Source organism: Helcococcus sp. SA-HE-C1, assembly GCF_985670335.1.
Map to the genome: position 1 here is coordinate 1,022,724 of NZ_OZ484652.1, position 24,983 is coordinate 1,047,706.

23 protein-coding genes, 15 tRNA genes and 2 pseudogenes are annotated in these 24,983 nt (G+C 27.5%); 2 read left to right on the forward strand and 38 right to left on the reverse strand.

Going from position 1 to position 24,983, the window contains the following annotated elements; genetic code table 11:
* Nucleotide 1 precedes the first annotated feature (1 nt).
* The 14 genes and pseudogenes from trpS to AC4KN9_RS05400 form a co-directional block, all read right to left on the reverse strand.
* Nucleotides 2–1,003, reverse strand: a complete 1,002-nt coding sequence (gene trpS, locus AC4KN9_RS05335) for a tryptophan--tRNA ligase (protein ID WP_491017590.1) — start codon at nucleotides 1,001–1,003, stop codon at nucleotides 2–4.
* Nucleotides 993–1,820 (reverse strand): tetrahydrofolate dehydrogenase/cyclohydrolase catalytic domain-containing protein, encoded by an 828-nt coding sequence (locus tag AC4KN9_RS05340; RefSeq protein WP_491017591.1) that lies wholly within the window; start codon nucleotides 1,818–1,820, stop codon nucleotides 993–995. Before AC4KN9_RS05340 ends, trpS begins: the two co-directional genes overlap by 11 nt.
* Before the next feature lie 121 nt (nucleotides 1,821–1,941).
* Nucleotides 1,942–2,979, reverse strand: coding sequence for an ABC transporter substrate-binding protein (locus tag AC4KN9_RS05345; RefSeq protein WP_491017592.1), 1,038 nt, complete (start codon nucleotides 2,977–2,979; stop codon nucleotides 1,942–1,944).
* Nucleotides 2,980–2,995: 16 nt separating this feature from the next.
* Nucleotides 2,996–4,036: an ABC transporter substrate-binding protein gene (locus tag AC4KN9_RS05350; protein ID WP_491017593.1), complete on the reverse strand. Its 1,041-nt coding sequence runs from the start codon at nucleotides 4,034–4,036 to the stop codon at nucleotides 2,996–2,998.
* Between the two features lie 2 nt (nucleotides 4,037–4,038).
* The gene (locus tag AC4KN9_RS05355; RefSeq protein WP_491017949.1) at nucleotides 4,039–4,788 is read right to left on the reverse strand and encodes an ABC transporter permease; all 750 of its coding nucleotides are present in this window, start codon (nucleotides 4,786–4,788) and stop codon (nucleotides 4,039–4,041) included.
* Between the two features lie 35 nt (nucleotides 4,789–4,823).
* Nucleotides 4,824–5,303 carry an ABC transporter permease gene (locus AC4KN9_RS05360; RefSeq protein ID WP_491017594.1) on the reverse strand — a complete coding sequence of 160 codons (480 nt, stop codon included), beginning with the start codon at nucleotides 5,301–5,303 and terminating at the stop codon, nucleotides 4,824–4,826.
* Nucleotides 5,269–5,631, reverse strand: coding sequence for a hypothetical protein (locus AC4KN9_RS05365; RefSeq protein ID WP_491017595.1), 363 nt, complete (start codon nucleotides 5,629–5,631; stop codon nucleotides 5,269–5,271). Before AC4KN9_RS05365 ends, AC4KN9_RS05360 begins: the two co-directional genes overlap by 35 nt.
* A 1-nt stretch (nucleotide 5,632) precedes the next feature.
* Nucleotides 5,633–6,667 (reverse strand): ABC transporter ATP-binding protein, encoded by a 1,035-nt coding sequence (locus AC4KN9_RS05370; protein ID WP_491017596.1) that lies wholly within the window; start codon nucleotides 6,665–6,667, stop codon nucleotides 5,633–5,635.
* Between the two features lie 8 nt (nucleotides 6,668–6,675).
* Entirely contained in the window at nucleotides 6,676–7,155 is a 480-nt protein-coding gene (locus tag AC4KN9_RS05375; RefSeq protein ID WP_491017597.1) for a helix-turn-helix domain-containing protein, read from the reverse strand.
* A gap of 178 nt (nucleotides 7,156–7,333) precedes the next feature.
* Entirely contained in the window at nucleotides 7,334–9,121 is a 1,788-nt protein-coding gene (locus AC4KN9_RS05380; protein ID WP_491017598.1) for an ABC transporter ATP-binding protein, read from the reverse strand.
* Entirely contained in the window at nucleotides 9,114–9,911 is a 798-nt protein-coding gene (locus AC4KN9_RS05385; protein WP_491017950.1) for an ABC transporter ATP-binding protein, read from the reverse strand. The genes AC4KN9_RS05380 and AC4KN9_RS05385 overlap by 8 nt, the downstream gene beginning before the upstream one ends.
* Nucleotides 9,886–10,854 (reverse strand): ABC transporter transmembrane domain-containing protein, encoded by a 969-nt coding sequence (locus AC4KN9_RS05390; RefSeq protein WP_491017599.1) that lies wholly within the window; start codon nucleotides 10,852–10,854, stop codon nucleotides 9,886–9,888. The genes AC4KN9_RS05385 and AC4KN9_RS05390 overlap by 26 nt, the downstream gene beginning before the upstream one ends.
* A gap of 21 nt (nucleotides 10,855–10,875) precedes the next feature.
* Nucleotides 10,876–12,048: a tRNA uracil 4-sulfurtransferase ThiI gene (gene thiI, locus AC4KN9_RS05395; RefSeq protein WP_491017600.1), complete on the reverse strand. Its 1,173-nt coding sequence runs from the start codon at nucleotides 12,046–12,048 to the stop codon at nucleotides 10,876–10,878.
* Nucleotides 12,045–13,144: pseudogene (locus AC4KN9_RS05400) on the reverse strand (cysteine desulfurase family protein). Before AC4KN9_RS05400 ends, thiI begins: the two are co-directional and overlap by 4 nt.
* 59 nt (nucleotides 13,145–13,203) lie before the next feature.
* On the opposite strand from AC4KN9_RS05400, the gene AC4KN9_RS05405 reads away from it, so the two are divergent.
* Nucleotides 13,204–14,010 (forward strand): ribonuclease H-like domain-containing protein, encoded by an 807-nt coding sequence (locus AC4KN9_RS05405; RefSeq protein WP_491017601.1) that lies wholly within the window; start codon nucleotides 13,204–13,206, stop codon nucleotides 14,008–14,010.
* A 28-nt stretch (nucleotides 14,011–14,038) separates the two neighbouring features.
* Here AC4KN9_RS05405 and AC4KN9_RS05410 read toward each other — a convergent pair whose 3' ends face one another.
* Nucleotides 14,039–14,644, reverse strand: a complete 606-nt coding sequence (locus AC4KN9_RS05410) for a hypothetical protein (protein ID WP_491017602.1) — start codon at nucleotides 14,642–14,644, stop codon at nucleotides 14,039–14,041.
* Nucleotides 14,645–14,736: 92 nt separating this feature from the next.
* Here AC4KN9_RS05410 and ald point away from each other — a divergent pair.
* Nucleotides 14,737–15,848 (forward strand): annotated as a pseudogene (ald, locus tag AC4KN9_RS05415) (alanine dehydrogenase).
* A 348-nt stretch (nucleotides 15,849–16,196) separates the two neighbouring features.
* On the opposite strand, the gene AC4KN9_RS05420 reads toward ald, so the two are convergent.
* From AC4KN9_RS05420 to AC4KN9_RS05530, 23 genes are all read right to left on the reverse strand, one after another.
* Nucleotides 16,197–16,273 (reverse strand) — tRNA-Ile (locus tag AC4KN9_RS05420).
* A gap of 15 nt (nucleotides 16,274–16,288) precedes the next feature.
* Nucleotides 16,289–16,365: transfer RNA gene (locus tag AC4KN9_RS05425), tRNA-Ile, on the reverse strand.
* Between the two features lie 4 nt (nucleotides 16,366–16,369).
* A tRNA-Trp gene (locus tag AC4KN9_RS05430) sits at nucleotides 16,370–16,445 on the reverse strand.
* A 21-nt stretch (nucleotides 16,446–16,466) separates the two neighbouring features.
* Nucleotides 16,467–16,542: transfer RNA gene (locus AC4KN9_RS05435), tRNA-Phe, on the reverse strand.
* Between the two features lie 33 nt (nucleotides 16,543–16,575).
* A tRNA-Ser gene (locus tag AC4KN9_RS05440) sits at nucleotides 16,576–16,669 on the reverse strand.
* 8 nt (nucleotides 16,670–16,677) lie between these two features.
* Nucleotides 16,678–16,766 (reverse strand) — tRNA-Ser (locus AC4KN9_RS05445).
* Between the two features lie 5 nt (nucleotides 16,767–16,771).
* A tRNA-Lys gene (locus AC4KN9_RS05450) sits at nucleotides 16,772–16,847 on the reverse strand.
* Between the two features lie 4 nt (nucleotides 16,848–16,851).
* Nucleotides 16,852–16,927 (reverse strand) — tRNA-Gln (locus tag AC4KN9_RS05455).
* A gap of 6 nt (nucleotides 16,928–16,933) precedes the next feature.
* A tRNA-Arg gene (locus AC4KN9_RS05460) sits at nucleotides 16,934–17,010 on the reverse strand.
* Between the two features lie 11 nt (nucleotides 17,011–17,021).
* Nucleotides 17,022–17,095: transfer RNA gene (locus AC4KN9_RS05465), tRNA-Gly, on the reverse strand.
* Between the two features lie 55 nt (nucleotides 17,096–17,150).
* Nucleotides 17,151–17,235 (reverse strand) — tRNA-Tyr (locus AC4KN9_RS05470).
* Between the two features lie 13 nt (nucleotides 17,236–17,248).
* Nucleotides 17,249–17,324 (reverse strand) — tRNA-Thr (locus AC4KN9_RS05475).
* A gap of 39 nt (nucleotides 17,325–17,363) precedes the next feature.
* Nucleotides 17,364–17,440: transfer RNA gene (locus tag AC4KN9_RS05480), tRNA-Asp, on the reverse strand.
* A 5-nt stretch (nucleotides 17,441–17,445) separates the two neighbouring features.
* Nucleotides 17,446–17,521: transfer RNA gene (locus tag AC4KN9_RS05485), tRNA-Val, on the reverse strand.
* A gap of 5 nt (nucleotides 17,522–17,526) precedes the next feature.
* Nucleotides 17,527–17,601, reverse strand: a tRNA-Glu gene (locus tag AC4KN9_RS05490).
* A 159-nt stretch (nucleotides 17,602–17,760) separates the two neighbouring features.
* Nucleotides 17,761–18,411, reverse strand: a complete 651-nt coding sequence (locus AC4KN9_RS05495; protein ID WP_491017603.1) for a DUF6382 domain-containing protein — start codon at nucleotides 18,409–18,411, stop codon at nucleotides 17,761–17,763.
* Entirely contained in the window at nucleotides 18,404–19,675 is a 1,272-nt protein-coding gene (locus AC4KN9_RS05500) for a WG repeat-containing protein (RefSeq protein ID WP_491017604.1), read from the reverse strand. Before AC4KN9_RS05500 ends, AC4KN9_RS05495 begins: the two co-directional genes overlap by 8 nt.
* Nucleotides 19,672–20,184: a prepilin peptidase gene (locus AC4KN9_RS05505; protein ID WP_491017605.1), complete on the reverse strand. Its 513-nt coding sequence runs from the start codon at nucleotides 20,182–20,184 to the stop codon at nucleotides 19,672–19,674. Before AC4KN9_RS05505 ends, AC4KN9_RS05500 begins: the two co-directional genes overlap by 4 nt.
* On the reverse strand, nucleotides 20,174–21,301 hold the full coding sequence (locus AC4KN9_RS05510; protein ID WP_491017606.1) for a hypothetical protein: 1,128 nt from the start codon (nucleotides 21,299–21,301) through the stop codon (nucleotides 20,174–20,176). The genes AC4KN9_RS05505 and AC4KN9_RS05510 overlap by 11 nt, the downstream gene beginning before the upstream one ends.
* Nucleotides 21,213–21,686 (reverse strand): hypothetical protein, encoded by a 474-nt coding sequence (locus AC4KN9_RS05515; RefSeq protein WP_491017607.1) that lies wholly within the window; start codon nucleotides 21,684–21,686, stop codon nucleotides 21,213–21,215. Before AC4KN9_RS05515 ends, AC4KN9_RS05510 begins: the two co-directional genes overlap by 89 nt.
* Nucleotides 21,686–24,313 carry a DUF5702 domain-containing protein gene (locus AC4KN9_RS05520; RefSeq protein ID WP_491017608.1) on the reverse strand — a complete coding sequence of 876 codons (2,628 nt, stop codon included), beginning with the start codon at nucleotides 24,311–24,313 and terminating at the stop codon, nucleotides 21,686–21,688. Before AC4KN9_RS05520 ends, AC4KN9_RS05515 begins: the two co-directional genes overlap by 1 nt.
* On the reverse strand, nucleotides 24,303–24,818 hold the full coding sequence (locus AC4KN9_RS05525; RefSeq protein ID WP_491017609.1) for a hypothetical protein: 516 nt from the start codon (nucleotides 24,816–24,818) through the stop codon (nucleotides 24,303–24,305). Before AC4KN9_RS05525 ends, AC4KN9_RS05520 begins: the two co-directional genes overlap by 11 nt.
* Entirely contained in the window at nucleotides 24,802–24,978 is a 177-nt protein-coding gene (locus AC4KN9_RS05530) for a Flp1 family type IVb pilin (protein ID WP_491017610.1), read from the reverse strand. Before AC4KN9_RS05530 ends, AC4KN9_RS05525 begins: the two co-directional genes overlap by 17 nt.
* Nucleotides 24,979–24,983 lie beyond the last annotated feature (5 nt).

Below are 24,983 nucleotides of genomic sequence, written 5' to 3' on the forward strand. Positions count from 1 at the left end.
CCTATTTATCTAATTGTAAAAATCCAACTTTTCTATATACTTTGTTCATAACTCTCCTAGTTTTTCTTCTTGACTTCTCAACTCCTTGTCTTAAAATATCATCAATCTTTTCCTTATCGTTATAAAATTCATAATATTTTTTTTGGAAATCTTCAAGAAAATTTCCAATAATATCTGCTAAGTCTGACTTAAAGATTCCATATCCTTGACCTTTATATTTTTCAACAATTTCTTCTATTGATAAACTTGAAAATGCAGCATATATATTTATAAGATTTTTTAAACCTTCTTGTTCATCACTATATGCAAAATTATTTCTAGAATCTGTCACTGCTGACATTATTTTCTTTTTAGCTACTTTTATATCATCTAATAATAATATTGATGCGTTAATATCTTCATCAGATTTGCTCATTTTCTTTTTAGGATTTCTTAATGACATTATTTTTTGAGTTTCCAAATTGATTTTGGGTTCTGGTACAGTAAATGTATCAGAATACCTGCTATTAAATCTTATTGCTAAATCTCTTGCTAGCTCTAAATGTTGCTTCTGGTCTAATCCAACTGGCACGACGTCAGCGTTATAAATTAAAATATCTGCTGCCATTAATGTTGGATATGTAAATAGTCCTGCATTTTTATTTTCTTCTTGCTTTTCTGATTTTTCCTTAAACTGTGTCATTCTTGATAATTGTCCCATATATGACATAGTGTTTAATATCCAATATAACTTTAAATGATCATCATTATGAGATTGAATAAATAGTGTAACTTTTTCTGGATTTAGCCCTAAAGCTAAATAAATAGCTATAACTTCTCTGCTTCTTTTTCTTAACTCTGCTGGAACTTGAGAAACTGTAATACTATGTAAATCAGCTACTCCAATATAACAGTCATATTCATCTTGTAATGGTATAAAATTTTTTATAGCTCCTAGATAATTTCCTAATGTTATATTTCCACTTGGCTGTATTAAGCTTAGAACTGTTTTTCTATTTTGCATTTCGCACCTCATTAATATATGTATTTCTTAAAATAATATTAGAATTTATTCTACCTATCCCATCTATTGGTGGTAAATATTTTATATTTAATTCCTTAAAATTACTTGAATCAAAATCTCCTCTTACATTGCCGTTTTTATCAATTGAATACCCAATATCTATTACTATAGCATTTTCCTTAAAATCTTCTATTTTCAATATTTCCGGCTTACCTATTGCACTTATCACTATATCTGAATTTTTTATTTTTTCATAAATATTTTTAGTTTTAGAATGAGCAATTGTTACTGTAGCATTTTCTTTTTGCAACATGAATGATAGTGGAATACCAATAATTTTTGATCTATTTATAACTAAAATATCTTTTGAGTTCAAATCTGTTATACTTTGTAAATATTCTAATGTTGCTAATGCTGTAGTTGCAACGTTTATATAGTCCAGATTAAACAAATTGATTATACTTTTACTATTTTGTCCATCAACATCTTTTTCCAGACTTATAAGATTAAAATATTCATCTATATCATGATTTTTTGCTGGAGAAAATATTAATATACCATTTACTTTGTTATCTTCATTTTTAGAAATAATTAATTTTCTTATTTTTTCTTCTGAATCATTTTCATCAAAAACATTTGTGTCAATATCAAAACCTAAATTTTTTGCACTTTTTAATATTGATTTTTCATACGAAATAACACCAGAATTATTACCAATTCTAATCGTACTAAGAGTAGGCTTTTTTTCTAATTTTTTCACCTTTTTACCTAAATCCATATTTAATTGTTCTAATAGACTATCTATGCTTAATATCATTTTCACCTCATTTCTAATATTATAACATATATAAAATCCTTAATTAAAAAAGTATAATATAATCCCTTAAAAAAAAGATAAGAGTTAAAATCTTATCTTTTTTTAATATTTATATTAATTCTTAATGAGCTTTTACATCTTCCCATATTTGTTCAAATTTTTCTGTAAAATCTCCTAAGTTTTTATATACTTCTAATTTTTCTAATAATGAATTTTCTGGATACATTATTTTATTATCTACTTTAGATTTTGCTGGTTCTATTTTCCTAGCAGACATATTGGGTGTTCCCATAATATCCCCAGACATAGCTGCAATATCCGGTCTTAATAAGAAGTTAATTAATTTGAGAGCATTTTCATAATTAGGAGAATCTTTTAATATTGCTAAATTATCAATCCAAAAGTTTGATTTTTCTGGTACATAGTATCCTAAATCTTCATTTTCTTCAACTGCATCCCCAGCTTCTGAAGAATATACAACTCCTAATGCACCATTTCCATTTACCATGTGTTGTTTGATTTCATCATTTAGATATCCAGAAACTAATGGCTTTTGTTTGATTAAAAGTTCTTTCGCCTGATTTAATTCGTCTAAATTTTTAGTATTCGAACTATATCCTAATTTCCATAATGCAACGCCTAGAGAATCTCTTGAGGATTCTAGCATCCATATTTGTTTTTTGTATTTTTCGTTAAATAGTGCATCCCAACCTTTTAAGTCAGCTTCATCAACTTTTTTCTTATTATATAAAATACCTAAAGTTCCGTAATACATTGGTATTGAGTATTTATTATTTGGATCAAAAGGTTTATTTTTGTATACATCACCAATATTTTTGAAATTTTCAACTTTTGAGTAATCAATTTCTTTTAATCTTCCCTCTTTTATCATTTTTTCTACCATATATTCAGAAGGTACAATCACATCATAAACTCCTGGTGAGTTTTTAACTTTTGTATCCATTTTTTCATTTTCATCAAATTCTTCATAGACTACTTTTATTCCTGTTTCATCTGTAAATTTTTTTAATACTTCCGGTTTTAATAAACTTCCCCAATTGTAAAATACAACTTTTTCATCATTCTTTTTACCACATCCAACTAATGTTAGTACTAAAATTGATAATACTGCTAAACTCAATAATAATCTCTTTTTCAATTATTTTTCTCCTTTTTTAATTTTGACTTGCCTTAACATCTTCCCATGCTTGCTCAAATGTAGAATAAAAATCTCCTAAATCTTTATATACTTCTTGATTTTCCAATGTTTTTGGATCAGGATAGTTTACTGGATTATTTGAAAGTGTCTTTAATGGCTCATGTTTTTTCCCTTCTTCAGAAGGTGAACCCTGTAAATTAGCCAATCTAGCTGAAATTTCTGGCCTTGTTAAGAAATTGATTAATTTTTGTGCTTCTTCTTTTTTATCAGAACCTTTTACAATAGCAAAATTATCAATCCATAAATTTGCATTTTTAGGTAAATACCACGCTAAATCTTTGTTTGATTCCATAGCTTCAGCTGCTTTACCTGAATATGTTACTGCTAAAGCACCATTATTATTAATCATATGTGTTTTTATTTCATCTTGAAGATATCCATTTACTAATTTACCTTGCTCAATCATTAGTTTTTTAACTTCTTCTAATTCTTTTTTATTTCTTGAATTAGAGCTATATCCCAAATGCCAGAATCCCGGACCCAATGTATCTCTTGAGGAGTCTAACATCCAAATTTGTTTTTCATATTTTTTATTAAAAATAGCATTCCATCCATTCATATCAGCTGGATCTACTTTTGTTTTATTATATAAAATACCTAAAGTTCCGTAATACATTGGTACTGAGTATTTATTTCCAGGATCAAAATCCTTATTTTTAAAAGCGGGATTGATATACTTAAAATTATCAATTTTATCTAGTTCTAATTCTTCTAGCATACCTTCACTAATCATTTTTGATAACATATAATCGGATGGAACTATTACGTCATATGCTTTTTTATCATTTTTTATCTGTGTATAAAGTTTTTCATTTTCATCAAATTCTGCAAGTGTAACTTTTATACCTGTTTCTTTTGTAAATTCATCCAAGATTTCTTGATGCATCGTGCCACCCCAGTTATAAAAAACTAGGCTATTTTCTTTTTTATTATTACCACACGCTGCTAAAACTATTGTAAATATAGATAATAGTAATGTTAATATTCTTTTTTTCATAATTATTCCCCAATTTTTTTAGATTTTTTAGGCATATTTGCCAATATTAATAATGTTAAAACTACTATAAACATTATTGCTGATAATGCATTTATTGATGGATTTACACCTTTTTTAGTCATAGCAAAAACTGTTGTTGAAATTGTATTTATTCCTGGTGCAGTTGTGAAAAACGATACTACAAAATCATCTAATGACAATGTAAATGCCATCATAGCTCCTGCCAATATTCCCGATTTTATTTCAGGAATAACAACCTTAAAAAATGCTTGTAAAGGTGTAGCTCCTAAATCCATTGCTGCATCTACAAGATTTCTATCCATCATTTTAATTTTTGGAATTACTGATAAAACTACATAAGGTATTGTAAATGCAATATGGGCAAGTATTAATGTCAACATTCCTTTTTGTAAATTTAGCATTCCATACAATACCATTAAAGATATCGCAATTACTATATCAGGATTAAGAACTGGCAAATCATTTAATCCTAATAAAACTCTTCTTGTTTTACTTCTAAACTCCATTATTCCAACTGCTGCAAGTGTTCCTATTATTGTAGATACTACCGTTGTAATCCCTGCTACAATCAATGTGGTCTTTACAGCATTTAATATTACTGTATTTTTGAAAAGTGCCTCATACCATTTAAATGAAAACCCTGTCCATGCACCAAAAATTCTTGAATCATTAAAAGAAAATACTATAAGAACAACTATAGGTGCATAAAGAAATAAAAATATTAATGTCATATACAATTTCTCTAAACCATTTGACTTATTTTTTTTCACTTTGCACCTCCTCTTTCTACAGATTCTTTATCAAATAACATTGTTATTAAAATTATTAACATTAATACAGATGCCATAGCCAATCCATAACCCCAGTCACCTGTTTTAGTAAATTGTCTTTCTATTACATTACCTACCATATTAACTTTACCACCACCTAAAAGCTGTGAAACTTCAAATGTTGAAATAACAGGCACGAAGGTCATTGTTAGCCCAGAAAATATTCCTGGTAATGACATTGGAAATATTACTTTCCAAAAAGTTTGTCTATTATTTGCACCTAAATCATGTGCTGCTTCAATTAAATTATTGTCTATTTTTTCTAAAGATGTATATATTGGTAAAATCATAAATGGTATAAAATTGTATACCATACCTAAAATTACTGAATACTCTGTATATAGAAAACTTTTATATTTTATTCCAAATATTTTTAAGAAATTATCTAAAACACCGTTTTGAGCTAAAATAGTCACCCAAGCATATGAATCTTAAAAGAAAGTTCATCCACATTGGAACCATGATCAGCATTATAGCTACCGTTCTATAATTCATATTTAGCTTTGATATAAAATATGCAAATGGATATCCTAATAACAACGCAACTATCGAAGTTATAAGAGCTATCTTAAATGATGTTATGAGTGACTTTACAGTAGAAGGCTGTAATATTTTTCCAAAATGTTCAAATGTAACCCCAGTATTATTTGTAAATGCATAATATAGTATCAAGAATAATGGAATGACAATAAAAATCCCAAGCCATAATAAATATGGATATGCAAGTTCTTTAGTTTTCTTCACATTATTCTCCTTTCTTCATTACATGAATAGCATCTGGTATAATATTAAATCCTACTTCTTCTCCAATCCTTCTATTTTCGATTGAATGTACCTTAAAACTATATCCATTGACGTCTATTATCATCTCCCAATGAACACCCTTAAATGTTAGTTCAGTAACGATTCCTTTAATCATTCCTTCGCTAGCATCCACTAGTACAATATCCTCGGGTCTAATAACTACATCTACATTTTCATATTTTTCAAAACCTTTATCTATAGATATAAAATCTGTATCTAAAAATCTTACTCTATAATCATCCACTGCAATTGCATCTAAAATGTTTGATTCTCCAATAAATTTAGCAACAAATCTATTTTCTGGTTCATTATAGATATCTATTGGAGTTCCTATTTGTTGGATTTTTCCTTCATTCATAACAACAACTGTGTCACTCATTGTTAACGCTTCTTCTTGATCATGTGTGACATAGATAAATGTTATGCCTACTTTTCTCTGTATTCTCTTTAACTCTGTTTGCATTGACTTTCTTAGCTTTAAATCTAAAGCACCAAGAGGTTCATCTAGTAAAAGAACTTTGGGTTTATTGATCAAGGCTCTCGCTATTGCTATTCTTTGTTGTTGTCCACCAGATAGAGAATCTATAGATCTATTTTCAAATCCTTCTAAGTTTACAAGTCTCAACATTTCAGCTACTTCTTTTTTTATTATCGCTTTATCTACACCTTTTAATTTAAGGCCAAATGCAATATTATCAGCGATGCTTAAATGTTTGAATAGAGAATATTTTTGAAAAACTGTATTAATATTTCTTTTATATGCGGGGATTCCTTTTATATCTTTACCATCAATTATAACTTTTCCGGAATCGGCCTCTTCAAATCCACCAAGTATTCTAAGAGTTGTTGTTTTTCCACACCCTGAAGGCCCTAATAATGTTAAAAATTCATTTTCTTTTACGAAAAGATTTATATGATCAAGCACCACATTATCACCAAATGCTTTATATAGATTATTTATTTCAATAATTTTCATAATACCTCCTAAAAATTTGGTGGATTTGATATCCACAATACTTTTGATTTTCCTTTACTACTATTTTTAATATATCTTTCTTCATCAGAAAATATGTAAAATGTTTCACCTTTTTTCACTTTAAACTCTTTACCACCATAGAAAATCTTAATTTCACCTTTCAATACATATCCGAATTCTTCCCCTTCATTTGGTGAATATATTTTACTTTCACCTTCTGGTTCCAGTGTTAATAATACAGGCTCCATATTATTTTTAACCGAATTTGGTACTATCCACTCCATTGAATGACCCATTTTTTCATTTACCCCAACAAAATAATCATCACTTGTAAAAACTATTTGTTCATCTTCTTTTTCTTGGAAGAAATCACCTAAATTAGTTCCTAAAGCCTCTAAGACATCTTTAAGCGTATCTACTGAAGGCGAATTTAGGTTCCTTTCAAGTTGAGAAATAAAGCCTTTTGTTAATTCACTTCTTGATGCCAACTCTTCTTGAGTAGATCCATTTTTTTTCGCAGGCTTTTTATTTTATCTCCTATTTCCATATTTCCCTCCTTCTTTATTAAATAAAAATCTTAATATATTAAACACATTTATTATTATATCAAAAAAAACACTAAAAACAACATCTAAAAGTTAAATATAGTGTTATTTTTAATGTTTTTTAAGAGTTTTTACTCATATTGGCATAAACCCCACCAAGTTTTACTAATTCATCATGATTTCCAGATTCTATCAATCTACCTTTTTCAAGTAGATATATTTTATCCACATCTTTAATTGTTGAAAGTCTGTGTGCAATTATTAAGGTTGTTCTTCCTTTTTTGAGTCTATTTAATCCAAACTGTATTAATGTCTCGGTTTCAGTATCAACATTTGCTGTAGCTTCATCTAGCACTAATATTTTAGGGTTTCTAACCATTGCTCTTGCAAATGATATTATTTGTTTTTCTCCAGCTGAAAATCCTTCCCCCGACTCTCTAACTATAGCGTCAATACCTCCTTCTTTTTGAAGAATATTTTCTCCTCCAACTGATATTAAGGCTAACTCAGCATCACTTCTTGAAATTTTTTCATCAAATAATGCAATATTTTCGTACACTGTACCCTTGAATATATATGGATTTTGAAATACTATTGCCATTTGCTTACGTATTTCCTCCATATTAAGTTTTTCAATATTATGTCCATCAATACTAATTTCTCCTTCATTGATATGATAAAACTTATAAATTAAATTCATAATTGTAGATTTTCCAGAGCCTGTATGACCTACAAAAGCTGCTGATGTTCCCGTCTCTATTTCAAAACTTAAATTATGTATCACATTTTCATCTTCATTGTATGCGAAAGTTACATCTTGAAATTTTATATGACCTTTCATATCTTGAATAATTTCTGTTCCTTCTTCATATGATTGTATTCTTAAAAGTTCAAATAATTGATTAGCGGCCGATTTCATCCCCTCAAGATTTCCCATTTGATTCATTAACATATTTAATGAACCAAATACTCTTTGAATATATTGTGATGCTATAAATACTAATCCCGCTGATATAATTGGATTTCCATCTAAGTAAGTAAAACCAAAAACTAATAAAACTATCATCGATATAAGATGCCCTAACGTATTTGTAGCATTGTATCCTGAATATGACCATAGAGTAGCTAAATTCCAACCTTGTTTGTTGATTTCATCATTAATTATTGAAAATTCTTCATAAATTTCTTCCTCTTTATTGAAGGCTTGAACTACTTCCATTGTGGAAATAGTTTCAGCTAAATTTCCGTTTAAGTCTGACCTATGCCTTTTTAGGTCTCTTTGATACTTTGTTGTTTTTTTAAAATAATCATAAAACACAAAATACGCTATTGGAGTGATTGCTAAAATAAGAATTGCTATTTTTAAATCTAGAGTAAATAGTCCGATTAATATAACAATCATCCTAAGTATTGTCGTTAAAATTTGTGAAAATAATAAATTGAATAATTCCCTTACATCATTAGTATCATTTGTAATTCTGTTGACAACTTTACCTATTGCGTATTTATCAAAGAATTGAACAGGAAGTGATAACACATGCTTAAATGTATCTTTTCTTATTATTCTTGCAAGCGAGTTTGCTAACTGCGAATATAGCTTCGTTCCAAAATACGAAAAAATCGAATTTGCTATTATAGTTAATACAAATAATCCAATTAAAGTGAGGAAGTACCTATAGTTTTTTGCTCCAATACCGTCAAATAATGCTCCATCGATAATTTGACCAATTATATACGGCCCGATAGTATCAGCAATCGATGCTATCAAGCTTATACAAATAACTAAAAATAATAACCCCTTAAATTTTAGTACATATTCTAAAAACTTTTTATTTCTATATTTCGCCTTAGTCTTATAATCTTCTTTTATAAAACTACCTTGTAATTTTTCGTTATCATTTTTACTCATCTGAACCTCCTGACTTTTGAGCTTCATATTGTTCATAGTACCAGCCTTTATTTTCCATTAACTCATTATGTGTTCCTGTTTCAATTATTTTCCCCTTATCTAGTACAATTATGTTATCGGCATGTTTAAGACCTGATAATCTGTGTGCTACTATAATAGTTGTCTTATCTTGTCTTTTACTTACTATATTCTTTATAATGTTTTGTTCTGTAAGTGAATCAACAGCTGAAAGAGAGTCATCAAGTATTAAAATTTCTGGTTTTTTAATGATTGCTCTTGAAATTGATACTCTTTGCTTTTGTCCACCTGATATTGAAATTCCTTTTTCTCCTATCATAGTTTCTAATCCATTTGGTAATGTATCTAAATCTTTTGTAAAATCAGCAAAATCAATAGCTTCCATTATCTCTTCTCGTGTTGCATTTTTTTTACCAAATTTTATATTATCGTACACTGATTTAGAGAAAAGTAAATGTTGCTGGGGTACATATCCCATCTTATCTCTAATTGATGAAATAGTATAATCTTCAACAGGTCGATCTCCGAATTTAATCAATCCTTCTCTAACTTCATAAAATCTCAATAATTGCTTTACAAATGTAGTTTTACCAGAACCTATTTTCCCTACAATACCTAATGTTTCACCTTTTTTTATTCTTATATTTATATTTTGTAGTGAATATGTGTTTTCATCAGGATATTTAAATCCAAAATTTATAAATTCAATATCTCCTTCTCCATCATATTCGATAGCTCCCTCTCGATTAACTAGAATCTTCTTTGTAACTATATACCTTTTCTAATCTCTTTAAAGAGGCACTTGATTCTTGCAGGATATTAATTAAATCCCCCATTGCATACATTGGCCATACTAACATATTTAGATACAGGAAAAATGATGTCATTTGACCGATAGTTAATTGAGAATCTCCTAATAATTTTTCTCCCAACAATAATGCTATTACAAATGTTGTTGATGGAATTATTATGGATGCCGGTCTATTTATAGCAAATAGCTTACCTTGAAACATTTGCTCATTATATAGATTTGTTGCAGCTTTATCAAACCTTTTTTGTGTTGCTTCTTGTGTTGAAAATCCTTTTACAACCCTAATCGCAGTTATATTTTCCATTACTGAATCGTTAAGACTTTCAAATAATTTTTGTGATTTTAAGAATGATATATGCAAAATTTTACCAAACTTATCTACAACTAAAATTAAAAGAGGTAAAAATATTATTGAAAATAGTGTCATTTTCCAAGATACTGTTATACCCATAATTAGTATTAATATTATTGGATATAAAACACCATCAAATATAGTCAGTATCCCATATCCTGTTAACCTCTGTATTGTGGATATATCCTGTGTTGCTTTACTCATTAAAGAGCCTACTGAATTTTTGTGATAAAAAACTGGATTTTGTTTTAATATTTTACTAAAAAGTCTTCTTCTACTATCTCTTGCAGATTGAAATGAATAACCAAATATAAAATAGTGCCATATATACTCAAGTATATATAAAATTACTAAAGATCCCCCCATTAAAGCTATATATTTGATTAGAATTTCTTTTGTTAATATTTCTGATTTTACCGCATCTATTACTCTCCCGAATACCCACATAGGAATTGGAACAAAAATATAGCTTAGAATCATAGCCAAAACCCCTATAATGTATTGAAGTTTATATCTTTTTATATACCAAAAAATATATTTTATATTTTTCATAATGCCCTCTCATTTTCTTTACTATTCTGAGGTGATTTTGCCACCTTCTAGTGTTTTTATTGCTTTTTCTACTAAATACTCAACATCTAATTTTTTTTCTTCTAACAAAATATCTGATAATTTCGGTTTTGTGATCGGTTTATCTGGGGCAAAAAACGAGCAACAATCATCATAAGGTTCTATTGATATGTCATAAGTTTCTATCCATTGAGCTTTTTCAATAATATCAGATTTATCCATATTAATTAACGGCCTAAAAATCGGTAAACTTGTTGCTTCATTTATAACTGAAATTGATTGAATTGTCTGACTTGCAACCTGTCCTAGTGCTTCTCCAGTAATAAATCCATCGAATCTGTATTTTTCAGCTAGTTTTTCTGCAATTCTCATCATAAATCTTCTTGATAAAATTGTTATAAATTTAGGAGAACAATTTTTATTTATTGAAGTATATATTTCTAATAAATTTATTTCATAGTAATTAATATCTCCAATATATATAGATAGTTGTTCTGCCAATCTTCTTGCTTTATCTTTTGCTCTCTCCGAAGTAAATGGATAAGAATGAAAATGCAAACAACCGACTTCCACACCTCTAGATGCCATTTCAAATGCTGCAACTGGAGAATCTATACCTCCCGATAATAACAATAAAGCTCTCCCTCCTGTACCAATTGGTAATCCACCAATTGTGGGGGTTTTAACTAGATAAACATATGCATGCTTTCTAATGTCTACATTTACTTCTATATCATATTTTGTAAGATTTACACTGAAATTATTAAAATTTCTTAAAACCATTCCTCCAATTTCTCTCGCAAGCTGCATGGAGTTTAATGGGAATGTTTTATCTGCTCTATTACAAAATGCCTTAAATGTAACTTCTTTAGTTATATTTGCATCCTTTATAATTTTAATGATTGCTTTTTCTATACTTTCCATATCCCTATCTATTCTGATACATGGATATACATATGATAAACCAAACACCATCTTCACTTTTTCTATCATTTTGGGTATATCGTTATTATTTATTACTTCAATAAATAATTTTTCGTGATCTAAGATTATTTGACCCAATTGAAAATCTTTTAAGGCTTTTAGAATTTGTTTTTTTGATTTATTTATAAATACTTTTCTATTTTTACCTTTTAACATAAGCTCACCAAAGCTTATCCCTAACATCCATTTCATCTTACTATCCTTCTAATTTCTTCTATTTTTTCTTTTAGTTTTTTTACAAAGACTTCTGCCTCTTCCATTGTACTGTCCTTTGATAAAGATACCCTTATACATCCATTTATGTATTCATCAGAAACATTTATTGCATTTAATACTCTACTTTTCTCTCCTTTATTACATGCTGAACCAGTTGATATGTATATATTCTCCATTTCTAGATAATGAAGCAATATCTCACCACCTATCCTCTCAAATCCTATATTTAAAATATAAGGAGAACAAGACGATTCTGGACTAAATATCTGAGAATCTCTTATATTTTCAACTTCTTTTCTAATAAATCTATTTATTTTTTCTATTTCTGAATATTTATTTTCCAGTTTAACAGCTTCTGCAAAAGCCATAATTGATTGACTATTTTCAGTACCTGAAAATAAACTTTGTTCTTGCTTACCACCAAAATATAAAGGCTTAAATTGTTGGGGATTTTTTATATATAAAGCTGCAATTCCTTTTGGCCCATTTATTTTATGTGATGATATCGTATAAAAATCTATATTATTTAATATAGTTTCAATCTTGTTAAAGGCCTGCACCCCATCTGAATGGAAAAACAAATCTTTATTTTTTTCTTTTGAAATTTTAGCTAAGTGGTTAATATCATTAATGGTTCCAATCTCATTATTTACATGTATTATAGAAACAAGCACAGTATTATCATCTATATTATTAAGAAATTCATCTCATCTATAAATCCATGACTATCCACCTTGACATACCTTACTTGACAATACTTCATATTTAAGCTTTTATAGTAAATACTAGCATGCTCTACTTCGGAAATAACTATATTTTTTTCTTTAATATCAAAAGAATTTAAAACTGCATTGTTTGCTATAGTACCACTCGGTACAAAATATATATTTTTATCATTTATACCTAGTTTTTTAGAGATTATCTTTCTAGATTCTTTAATCTTTTTTTCAGCACTAAATCCCATGCTATGCAATGAAGAAGGATTTCCCCAAAAATTTTCATAAGCTTCTAACAGCTTTACTTTAACCATTTCATCAATTTTTGTTGTCGATGCATTATCAAAATATATCATTTTTTCTCCTTCTTATGTTATTATATTTATATATTATAGCACATACGAAAGGCCACCAAATGCATTTTTTTAGTGAAAAAATTGATATAAAATATTTAGATGACAATTCAATAGTTTTAGATATTGAAACTACAGGAGTTTCTAGGATTAATTCAAATGTTATTGTTATAGGTATAGTAGATCACATTGGTAATTTTTTACAATTTTCAATAGATAATATTTCTGAAGAAAAAAAATTATTAGAAAAAGTCAAGCCGTATTTAGAAAATAAACATATAATAAGTTTTAATGGAAAAAACTTTGATATACCTTTTTTAAAATCAAGATATGCGTTTTTTGGTCTAAATAGTTTTACTGAAAATAGCCAATTTGATATCTATAGATATTTAATTAAGAATAAACTTTTAACCGATATAAATAATTTTTCACTTCAGGAAATTGAAAAATATGGTGAAATTGAAAGATTTGAAAATTTTGAATATTTTGAAAATCAACACATTTATAATAACCTTCATAATATTGAACTTTCAAAAATATTAATTCACAATAAATACGATGTTATAAATACAGAAAAATTACTAGGAATAGTTGAGGCAATAGAAAAAAACAAAATAATTTATCTATATGATTATACTCTTAAAATTGATAAACTTTATATAGATAAAAACTATCTAAAAATTAATTTATCTGCTCCTAAATTAAAAATTGACCAATACTACACCTCCGTTAATCACGAATTAATCTGGAATTCAGATAAAATAGATCTAAAAATAAAAATAGAAAATGGATATATAGACAATCAAACATTAGGATATGTATATATCTCTGATATTGAAGTGCCAACAGAAAATAAAAAATATAATTAGTCAAATTCTAAAAAAATATATAAATTAATTATCTTAAATTTTTCGAGAATTTTTTCGCTAAAACTACAACTTCTGGAATACTTAATAAATCTGATTTAATCTTATAATAATAAGATTCTTCACCTTTATTGAAAAGGACATGAATTTCAGAAGAGTAGTTATTTTTATTATTTTTTACAAGTACCGCACCTATTTCCCCCACTTCCAAATCTTTCAAATTAGCATCTTTCTTTTTCAACACTTTTATAAAATCAGAATTAGAGTACTTTTTATCCAGTTTTTTTACATCAATAGTATAATCGTAAGAATTATTCTTAATAATATGCTGTGCCTCATTATCAAAACTCGTCGATATTGCCTTATTATTAATCTTATATTCTATTGTCCCTAATTTTATATCTTTTAAATTTTTATTTTCAAATTCTTTTTCTAAAAAATCACTAAACTTTGGTCTAATTTCTGTAATTTTTTTATCAGTCGAAGAATTTCCAAATTGTTTATCAGCTTCTGTAACTCCCGACTCATTAAATTTTTTAGTAGGACTAGATGTATTATCTACAGTTATTTCACTTAATTTGTCACATCCTGCCATTACAAAAATTAAAATAGCTATTATTAAAATTTTCTTTTTCATCCTCACCTCACATCATGGTTAAATAATTAATACTTTTATTTTATCACATTTTGGGTATATAAAATAATGTAAGTAAAAAAGAAAGGATTTTTATGAAAATAGGTATACCGAAAGAAGTATTAAATAATGAATATAGAGTTAGTTTAACTCCTGCAGGAACTGCTGAATTAGTAAAATTAGGTCATGAAGTTTTTGTTCAAGATGGAGCAGGAATTGGTTCAACTTTTACGAATGAAGATTATGAAAACCATGGAGCAAAAATAGTTTCAACAGCGAAGGAAGCTTGGTCTGCTGATGTCGTTGTAAAAGTTAAGCAACCAATTAAGAGTGAATTTGAATACTTAAGAGAGGATTTGGTTCTATTTACATATCTACATTTAGCTGCGGATAAAGCTCTAGCAGAAGAGTTGAGAAAACAAAAAGTTACAGCTATTGGATATGAAACTGTAACAAACAATGATGGAGAATTGCCACTACTAAAACCAATGAGTGAAGTAGCTGGTAGAATGTCAGTACAAATCGCAGCAAACCTTTTAACTAAAAAAAATAATGGTTCAGGAGTATTATTAGGCGGTGTCCCAGGAGTGCCTAAAGGTAAGGTAACTATAATTGGCGGTGGTACTGTAGGTATGAATGCTGCTACTATCGCAATAGGACTTGGAGCAAGGGTAACAATTATAAATAGAAGTGTAAATAGATTAAAAGAATTAGAAGAAATTTTTGGACACAGAATTCAAACTCTTGTATCTAATGAAGAAAATATAGCTAATTCTGTTCAAGACTCTGATGTTGTTATCGGTGCGGTTCTAGTTCCGGGTGCAAAAGCCCCTACACTAGTAACAAGAGAAATGGTTAAATCGATGCAAAAAGGTTCAGTTATAGTTGATGTAGCAATAGATCAGGGGGTATCTTTGAGACAATAGATAGGATATCTTCGCATGATGAGCCATATTATGTTGAAGAAGGCGTTTTACACTACGCAGTTCCAAATATACCTGGTGCTGTATCTACAACTTCAACAATTGCATTAACTAATGTAACATTACCTTATCTAGTTTCTTTAGTAAATAATGGTATAGAAAAAGCATTTAGGTTAGATTTAGGATTTAAGAATGGACTAAACGTATATAAGGGTTATATCGCTAATAAATCAGTTGCTAATGATTTAGAATTAGAGTTTAAAAGTTTTGAAGATTTAAAATAACATATTTTACACTTAAAAATAACAAAATTATTTAGCTAATATATTAAAAAAGGGACTGTGTAAAATTTTGTATATATAAACCTCCTGATTAGGATAAAGAAAAACTAATCAGGAGGAATTTTTATGCCCATAAAAAGACTAAAAACAAAAAGAATCAAAATAGTAAAATGTTAATTGAAGAATATCAACCTTACTCTTTTATCAAGATTTAGGTTTATATACAAAATTATTTACAGACTCGCAAAAATTTAAAAATAATAATGCACCAACTAATTGATAGGATTGACCTACAAGAAGATGATGCGTTAGATGTATCCTTGAGAACAAAAAGTTCACTACTGGACTTTATGGTGGTCCATCGGGGACTTGAACCCAGGACAAACCGGTTATGAGCCGGGTGCTCTAACCAACTGAGCTAATGGACCCTATTAATAATTATTTGGTGGACCTGGGTGGACTCGAACCACCGACCTCACGCTTATCAGGCGTGCACTCTAACCACCTGAGCTACAGGTCCATATTGGCAGGGGTAGAAGGACTCGAACCCTCGGCATTTGGTTTTGGAGACCAACGTTCTACCAACTGAACTATACCCCTAAGGCTATTAAGTTGGTTTATTGGTGCCTGGAGCCGGAATTGAACCAGCGACACACGGAGCTTCAATCCGTTGCTCTACCTACTGAGCTATCCAGGCTTATCCTTATAAAACAAAAATAAAGTCCTTTTTTGGCGGAGAAAGAGGGATTTGAACCCTCGCGCCCCGTTTGAAAGGACCTACTCCCTTAGCAGGGGAGCCTCTTCAGCCACTTGAGTACTTCTCCAATTTTTTTGGCGGAGGAGGTGGGATTCGAACCCACGTGCGCTTTCACGCTAACGGTTTTCAAGACCGCCCCGTTATGGCCACTTCGGTACCCCTCCATATTTGGTGATCCATCAGAGGCTCGAACTCTGGACACCTTGGTTAAAAGCCAAGTGCTCTACCTACTGAGCTAATGGATCATATTGGCTGGGGTAATAGGACTCGAACCTATGAATGCAAGAGTCAAAGTCTTGTGCCTTACCGACTTGGCTATACCCCAAAAAATTGGCGAACCTAGGAGGATTCGAACCTCCGGCACACGGCTTAGAAGGCCGTTGCTCTATCCAGCTGAGCTATAGGTCCACAATTTATCATGGAGCGGGTGAAGGGAGTCGAACCCTCGCAACCAGCTTGGAAGGCTGGGGCTCTACCACTGAGCTACACCCGCATTATGTTTAATTGTTTCAAACTAAACTATTAATTTAATATTTAAAATTTCAAAATGGTGGAGGAGAGTGGATTTGAACCACTGAAAGCTGAGCTAACGGATTTACAGTCCGCCCCGTTTCGCCACTTCGGTACTCCTCCGCAAATGAAAGTTTGGAGCTGGTGAGAGGACTTGAACCACCAACCTATTGATTACAAATCAATTGCTCTACCTATTGAGCTACACCAGCGTATTTCGTTCATAATGTTGAATTTAAAATATTAAATTTTGGCGACCCGGAAGGGACTCGAACCCTCGACCTCCAGCGTGACAGGCTGGCATTCTAACCAACTGAACTACCGGGCCATATATGGTGGGCGTTATAGGACTTGAACCTATGACCTCCTGCTTGTAAGGCAGATGCTCTCCCAACTGAGCTAAACGCCCATATATGGTGACCCTACCGGGACTCGAACCCGGGTTACCACCGTGAAAGGGTGGTGTCTTAACCGCTTGACCATAGGGCCACAATGTGACTTTATAAGTATATAATATATAAAACGTTTTGTCAAACTTTTTCTATATTTTTTTAACCTCAATATGAAGTACTTTACTAGTATACAAAAATGAAATTACTTTGTCAAATTTTTTTTTAGATTTTTAATATACTTATAAAATCATGTTTTTTACATCTTAAATATGTTATCTAGATCATTTTCTTTTACTATCGGTGTATCTTTTTTAGAAAACCAATTAGTAAAAAAAGATTTTTTTTCTTCTTTTTTTTCGTTAATAAATTCATTAATATTATTTTTATCTATCTCTTCACTATTAATTTTTAAATTAAAGTCTTTATCTTTACATTTATTTTGTAGTAATTTTAATATTCCATTTACAGAATAATTTTCTGTATTAAAATAATTGTTGACTTCAATAATATGCTTGCAATTGTCTTCTATCTTGAAACATACATTTTTAAGTACTTCTTGATATAATGTTTTAAGATCATTTTGCTGAACCTCTAATGATAGCATGAAAAAAATATTATTATTTGTATCAATAAATATATCTGTTAAATTTAAATATAAATTTTCTTCAAAAATCATATACATATGTAAGTCTTGTAGTTTTTCTGCTATCTTTTGTAGCAAATCTATAAAATTATTTACATCAATAATACCAGATAAATTATCTTTCAAATTTATTAACCCATCATTTTCATAGGAAATCATATCACCATTATTTTTATAATTTAATAAACATTTTATATCATTATTTTTTACTATTTCGTCTAAGTATGATACTTGAGTACTATTATCTATATATTTATTAATCATTTATATGCCTCACTAATCTTATCATTTTCCATTTACCATCTTTATTTATAAAGCTTATCCCATCGCTATTAAATGACAGGATTTTATATTTTGATTCGTGCTTAATATTTTCTTCTTTATCAATTATTTTATATTCCCCATCTTGTTTTACTATCGCTATTCCATTCGAAAATGATGATGCTTCATCATATTTTTTACCACTTATCAAATTAAATTCTTTATCTATATAAACCCACTTATTATTATTTTTCACAGCAATGTTTTCTCCCATTGAATAATCAATATCATCATATTCTTGTGATATCTTTTTGTTTTTTATATCGTATATTAAATATTTGTTCTCTTTTTTAAAAATAATCATTTCACCATGGATTGCATCATTTCTTGTGTCTGATTTAACTTCTGAATATTCAAATTTTTTTATTTCATTAAAATTAGAATCTATTAGCGAACAAACTTCTCTACATACTACAGCTTTCCCATCATTAAAATTACTAGCGTATTTATATACTTCTTTATTTTCTGTTCCTGCACGATCAACATATTTGAATCTATTATTTTCTCTTAAAATATAATATCCTTCTGAATATTTGTAGTAATATAATCCATTTAATTTGGATTTTAATTTAGCTGTTTTGTCAAAAATTTTTGTATATCCATCTTCTTGTACTGTAATATTGGTGTCGTTAACTCCTAATATTTTATCAAATTTAGACACTGTAAAAATTTTAGACTTATCATTAACTAGTGCCCAGCTATTTTCTTTGTCCGTTGTTTTTACTATAAATAATTTTTTATCTTGTGGTATATAATTAACATCTGTATACTGATTTTTTAATTCTATAAATTTTGCTATATTTTTATTCTTAAATTCTCTAGATACCTCCAACAAAACCTTATCTATATACTGATTATATTTTTTATGATTTTTATTTTTTAAAAGTATATTTAATAATTGTTTTTGTATACTTGCAATATAATCTTTATCAAGCTTATTGGTTGTTAAATATGTAAAAACATTATCGTATTTTTCTAATTGTATATAACTATCAATTATCTTATTATCTATTTCAATATTTTCATTATATTTCTTTGCTAATTTATAATTTTTTATTGCCTCTTCATATACTTCCTGTTCAAAAAATCTGTTTCCCGTATTGTAGTACTCATTTGCAATATCCTGAGATTTTATATCTGAATTTAAATGATACAGCCATGTAAATAAAAACAATACCACTATTGATAAATTTAAAATTTTTCTCATATTAGTATCCTTAATATTATATAAGTTATAGAAATAAAGGGAATTAACGGAAATGAAGATTTTATATTTCGATTCTTAAAAAATAAAAATATTGAAAAAATGAATATTAAAGCCGATAATAAGAATAGCATTGACTGAAAAAATATCGCTCCCTTTAATATATATAGTGATATAAATAATTTAATGTCTCCCATCCCTATACTGCCTGTTTTTATTGAAAAGATAAACATTATAATCAGAATTATAATTGTAAATATATCATAAATTGTAATGGTCGGAATTTTTAATTGAATTGCTGTTAATAGTAGTAAAATAATGAAAAAGTTGGGGAGTATTCTATCTTTTATATCTATTACACTAGCATTTATTAAAATAGATATAATTATATAATCCTTAAAACCAAAATAAACATAGATAACTATACTTATTATCATATTTAACATTATTAATGGAATTATATGTTTTATTTTATCTTTATATTTTATATAAAGGTAGAGACTAGCTATCATTAAATACCTTCTCTAAATATTTAAATTCTAACTCCGTTTTATTTTCTAAATTTTTAATTATTTCTTTTATATTAGTCATACGCTTTGCTTCCTCTGGCATTATTATTTTTAATTTTAATTTAGGATTATCTATCGACATTAACTCTCCTGATTTGGAATATATTTTATCTTTGTATTTTTTATAATTTTCAATTACTTTATTCATATATATTTTTATTTGTTCATTGAAGTTATTTGAAATTATATACTTATCACCAATTTTTTCTGAATAATGTGAAGCAAATACATTTAAGGATATAACTTGTGTCAACGAGTTCGTTGACTCGTCATAATAATCGAACCCTGTTCCACCCTTTAGTGGAATATCTGTGTTTGATTTGATTAAGTCCGCAAAATACCATCCTCTTTCAAAGTTTGATTTGTCCCAAATTGTATTAAAGGGTAATTTATTGTTCTTCCTGTCAACCCAATTATCTATTACAACTTTTTGATTCACATTATTTTTTAATGATAGCAATCCAAAAACATCTGGTGAATAACTATATTTCAAATTTAACTCTAATAAATTTCCATTTTGATAAATATGTGTATTTTCAAATCTGATATTTTTAATTTTATTTTTTATGTTATATTCTGACAATCTATAATATGAATTAATTGAATTTAATTTATTATAAAATAATGGAAGAAAAGCATTATTATAAACCTCTGTTTTTATAGATGATTTTAAATTTTTTTTAGTCAATTTGAAAATTGTATTGAGAATATTATTAAAATTAAATTCACTATCTAATTTTTCAATAATTTCTTCTTTATATGTTTCAAAATAATCCTTTTGATTTGATATATCATTTGATTTATCAATCTTATCTAAAACTTGTAAGTAAGCAGATACATCCATTCCCATTTCAAATAATGCTTTCCTCGTTATTGATTCTGTTATTAGTCCCATTGCAACACTATTTAAGATTAAATATCCAGAGAGAAAAATCATGGATACAAGACTTGCTTCAATGGTAATTAAGGCTTTATTTTCTAAAAACAAGTTTGATAAGTTCTTCCATTTTTTCACCATTTTTAGCAGAGACTGAAATAAATTTATTTTTACCTCTATCATTTATAAATCTCCCATATATTTCAGGATATAATTTATTTCCCGTTTTGATTCTATATCCTTTTTCTCCATTTATAGTTATATCCATTTTTTCCCATTTATCAGTTAAACTAAATAGTTTAACATTGTAGTAATTGTATGAAGTATGAATCCTTTCTAGTATCTCTTTCTCAGTTTTATTTTCCTTTAATATTACCGTCATAAGTATTATATCTTCTAAATCTGAGTAATAGTCACCATAATAACCACGTTTTTCTTGCCACGCCCATTTTTTAGGTAAATATATATCTTCCTTATATTCCACAAACTTATCTTGTCTACTTGGTTTCTTCTCACATCCCACCATTACAAGTATTAAAATCAATATTAAACATATTTTTTTTCTCATTAATATCCTCCAGTTATACTATTTTTAGTTTCGTTAGTTAAAATATATTTTTTCAGAATTAAGGTGTTTATTTCTGCTCTTGTTTCTAAAAAATAATTTGTATACATATTCATTATATCAAAATTTGAATTTATTTTCTTCATTTCAGCGTTAATTAATATCGAAATCCTATTTAATATTGCTTCTTCATCTATTATAAGTCTTAATATCGTAACTGCAGTTAAATATTCACTATATTTAAAACTTAAACCACTTGTCAAGCCTTTAAGATTATCAACTTTTTCCTGCCCTAATCCTTTAAGATATTTGTCAATATACTTATTTGCTAATTCTTTTTTATTAATTTTATTTTTAGATAAAATCGAACTTATATTACTTTTAAGCTTACTATTTATATCGGAAAGCTTATTTACTATAATACTTTGTATTTCAAATCTTAAATTATGAAAGTATTCTTCTATATGACTTGTATCTAACTTCATAAACTCTGAAGACTTTAATTTGATATAATTTAAAACCTCTTTTTTTATATTATCCACTACAGGATTAATACTAGTAAGATTCTTTTCTATTTCATATAGTCTACTAGAAATATTTTCCTTTATTAAATCTATTTCAAATTCTAAAGCATCTACTAGTGTAGTATATATTGGGGAAACAACTTCACTCATTATTGTTTCTGTCACACCGTCCATACTTTGACCTATAAACTCATTTAATTTCTTTTCTACTTCATCTAAGCTTTCATTTGTTTTGTTTTCAATTAAATCATAAATATTATCAATAGTTGAACTTGCTATATCTTTGATTTCTTTATGAACCCAATTATTAATACCTGAAATTGAAACTTTCCATGTACCTTTATTTTTATATGTTGGTACTGTTTTTTTTATATTCAAATCATTTACATCAATTATTGATTCTCCAAATGCCATACTTCCTAAAATTAAAGATCTTAATAGTGGAACAGCAAAACCCGTCCAGCCTGCAATAGCTGTGGCTATCGATGTTGCTTCAACTTTTAAATCGGTATTTGTGTATGCATATAAAGAGTTTAGAATAAATCTTATTCCAAAAACCAAATTTTGAACACTAAAATTATTTAAATTCAATTTATCATTTCCAAATAATATATATTCTATTTGTGATGAGAAATCTTCTTCACTTAGCTTATTATTAAATTTTTCCATTATGTATTGTGCTATATAATATTTTTCCAATATATCATTTGAATCTTTTGGTATATACTTTACTGTATTTGACATTATACTCTTAAAGTTTTTTATATCAGATGAAGCATCTATATCCGAAACTAAATCCGGACTAAAATTTAATATTTTCTCTATATCCTCTTTGGAAATAAAATCACTTAATTTATTATTTGTTTTTTTCTTTTCTATCGTTTCGTATTTTTTACTTAACTGGTCTATTTCCTTTTTTTTATTTTTCGCATCATTAACCTTATCTTTAGAAATTTCAATAATTTCATTATTTTTTATAATATTTTTATAAACCTTAAAATTATTTAATGACGGCAATTTTTTATTTTTATTTAGTTTGTATTCTGAGTCAAGAAAATGTTTTATTACATCAATAGTGGGCTTGTATAATTTGGGATCTTCTTCAATAGTAGATTTCATCCTAGTAAATGTATCCTTGTGATCTAAAAATTTATTTAGAAGACTATCGATATTTTGCTTAGTAAATTTTTGTTTTGCAACCTTATATTCACTATTTAAATTCGATTTAATATCAGATTTATCTAAAAGATCTATGTCAGCTTTCCAAGAATCTAATTTATTTTGAATATTTGTACTATCTCGACTTAATATTTTTAAATAAAATATAATATCATTAACTTTGGTTTCTAAAATGGTTATTTTAGACCATAAATTTTCATTATAACTTGATATTTCTTTTAATAAATTAATTATTCTTTTTTTTGTATCAAAATCTTCAGTATAAGATTTATCGTTTTTAGATTTTTTGTATTCATCTATTATCAATTTGATTTCACTCTTTTTTTTATCAAGATAAGAATTTAATTCAAAGAAATCTTTATTTATATCCTTAAAATTTTTATCATAATAAATTAGATTTTTAGATAATAGCTCCATATTTATATTAAATTTTGAATATTCTTCTTCATAGTCAATTTTCTTATTCATTACACCTGTATATTTTTTAGAATCGAAAATCATTTCAATTAAGTTGAATATCCCTTTTCCTGTTAAATACGGTCCTTTTAATGTCATATAATCTAAGATTTGTTTTTTAAAATTTTTTGAATTAATAAGTCTTCCTTCATCATTTTTTCTTAAATTTGATTTAGTCAATTTCATATTATAATAATCACTTACATTATCTTCTATATTTTGTGTCAAAATATTATTTACATAACCATTCAAATATTCATTATCGTCATTAATAGCTAATAAATTATATTTTTCATATAATTTTCTATCATATTTTGATAACACAGAGTGTAGGGCGATCTCATTAGCATTTAACAAATGATTTTGTGACGAAAATATTTTAATTATATCAATTGAAACTATAGCAAAAGAGTAAATGGGTAAAATTAATAATGATAAAAATATTGAAATCATGGCTTTATTATTTTTCATTTTTTCCTTCATTGCTCTTAAAAATATTTTTTATATTGTATTTAATTAGATCATTTAATCCAATATCATCTATTACGTATGATATAAAATCTAATTTTCTTGTAAAATCCTTAGAGTGTATTTTAGACGTTATTCGTAATTTACCACTTTCAAGTTTTCTTATAATTACCTTATTATTAATTATTCCTGGCCTATATTCTAATTTTATTTTTGATTCTCCAATCCTTTCCAATTTTTCATTTAAGTCATCTTCTACTTTATCTTTTAATTCTCCATTTATATTTTTAATAATTTCAAATTTGTCATTAGTAACATTTAATAAATTTCTAGCTTTATTATATTCAAGTTCTAAAGCCAATGATTTATTTATTACCATCAGAGAAATAGATATAAGCATCACTATTAAAATCATAATAATTGGATATACCACTGAAGATTCTATAAATTCAACACTTGCCTTTTTTTCATAAAATATTTTTTTTATTATACTAGAAGTTTTGAACATCTTGATTAATTCTTTGAAATATATTTTTTAATAATTCGCTCATTGAATCCTTAAAGATTACTGCTAATAATATAACTACAATTAAAATCAATACAATTGCAATCATATTAATTTCGGCCCTTTTATCGTTTACAACTCTATTTATAATATTTTGTAACATACTTC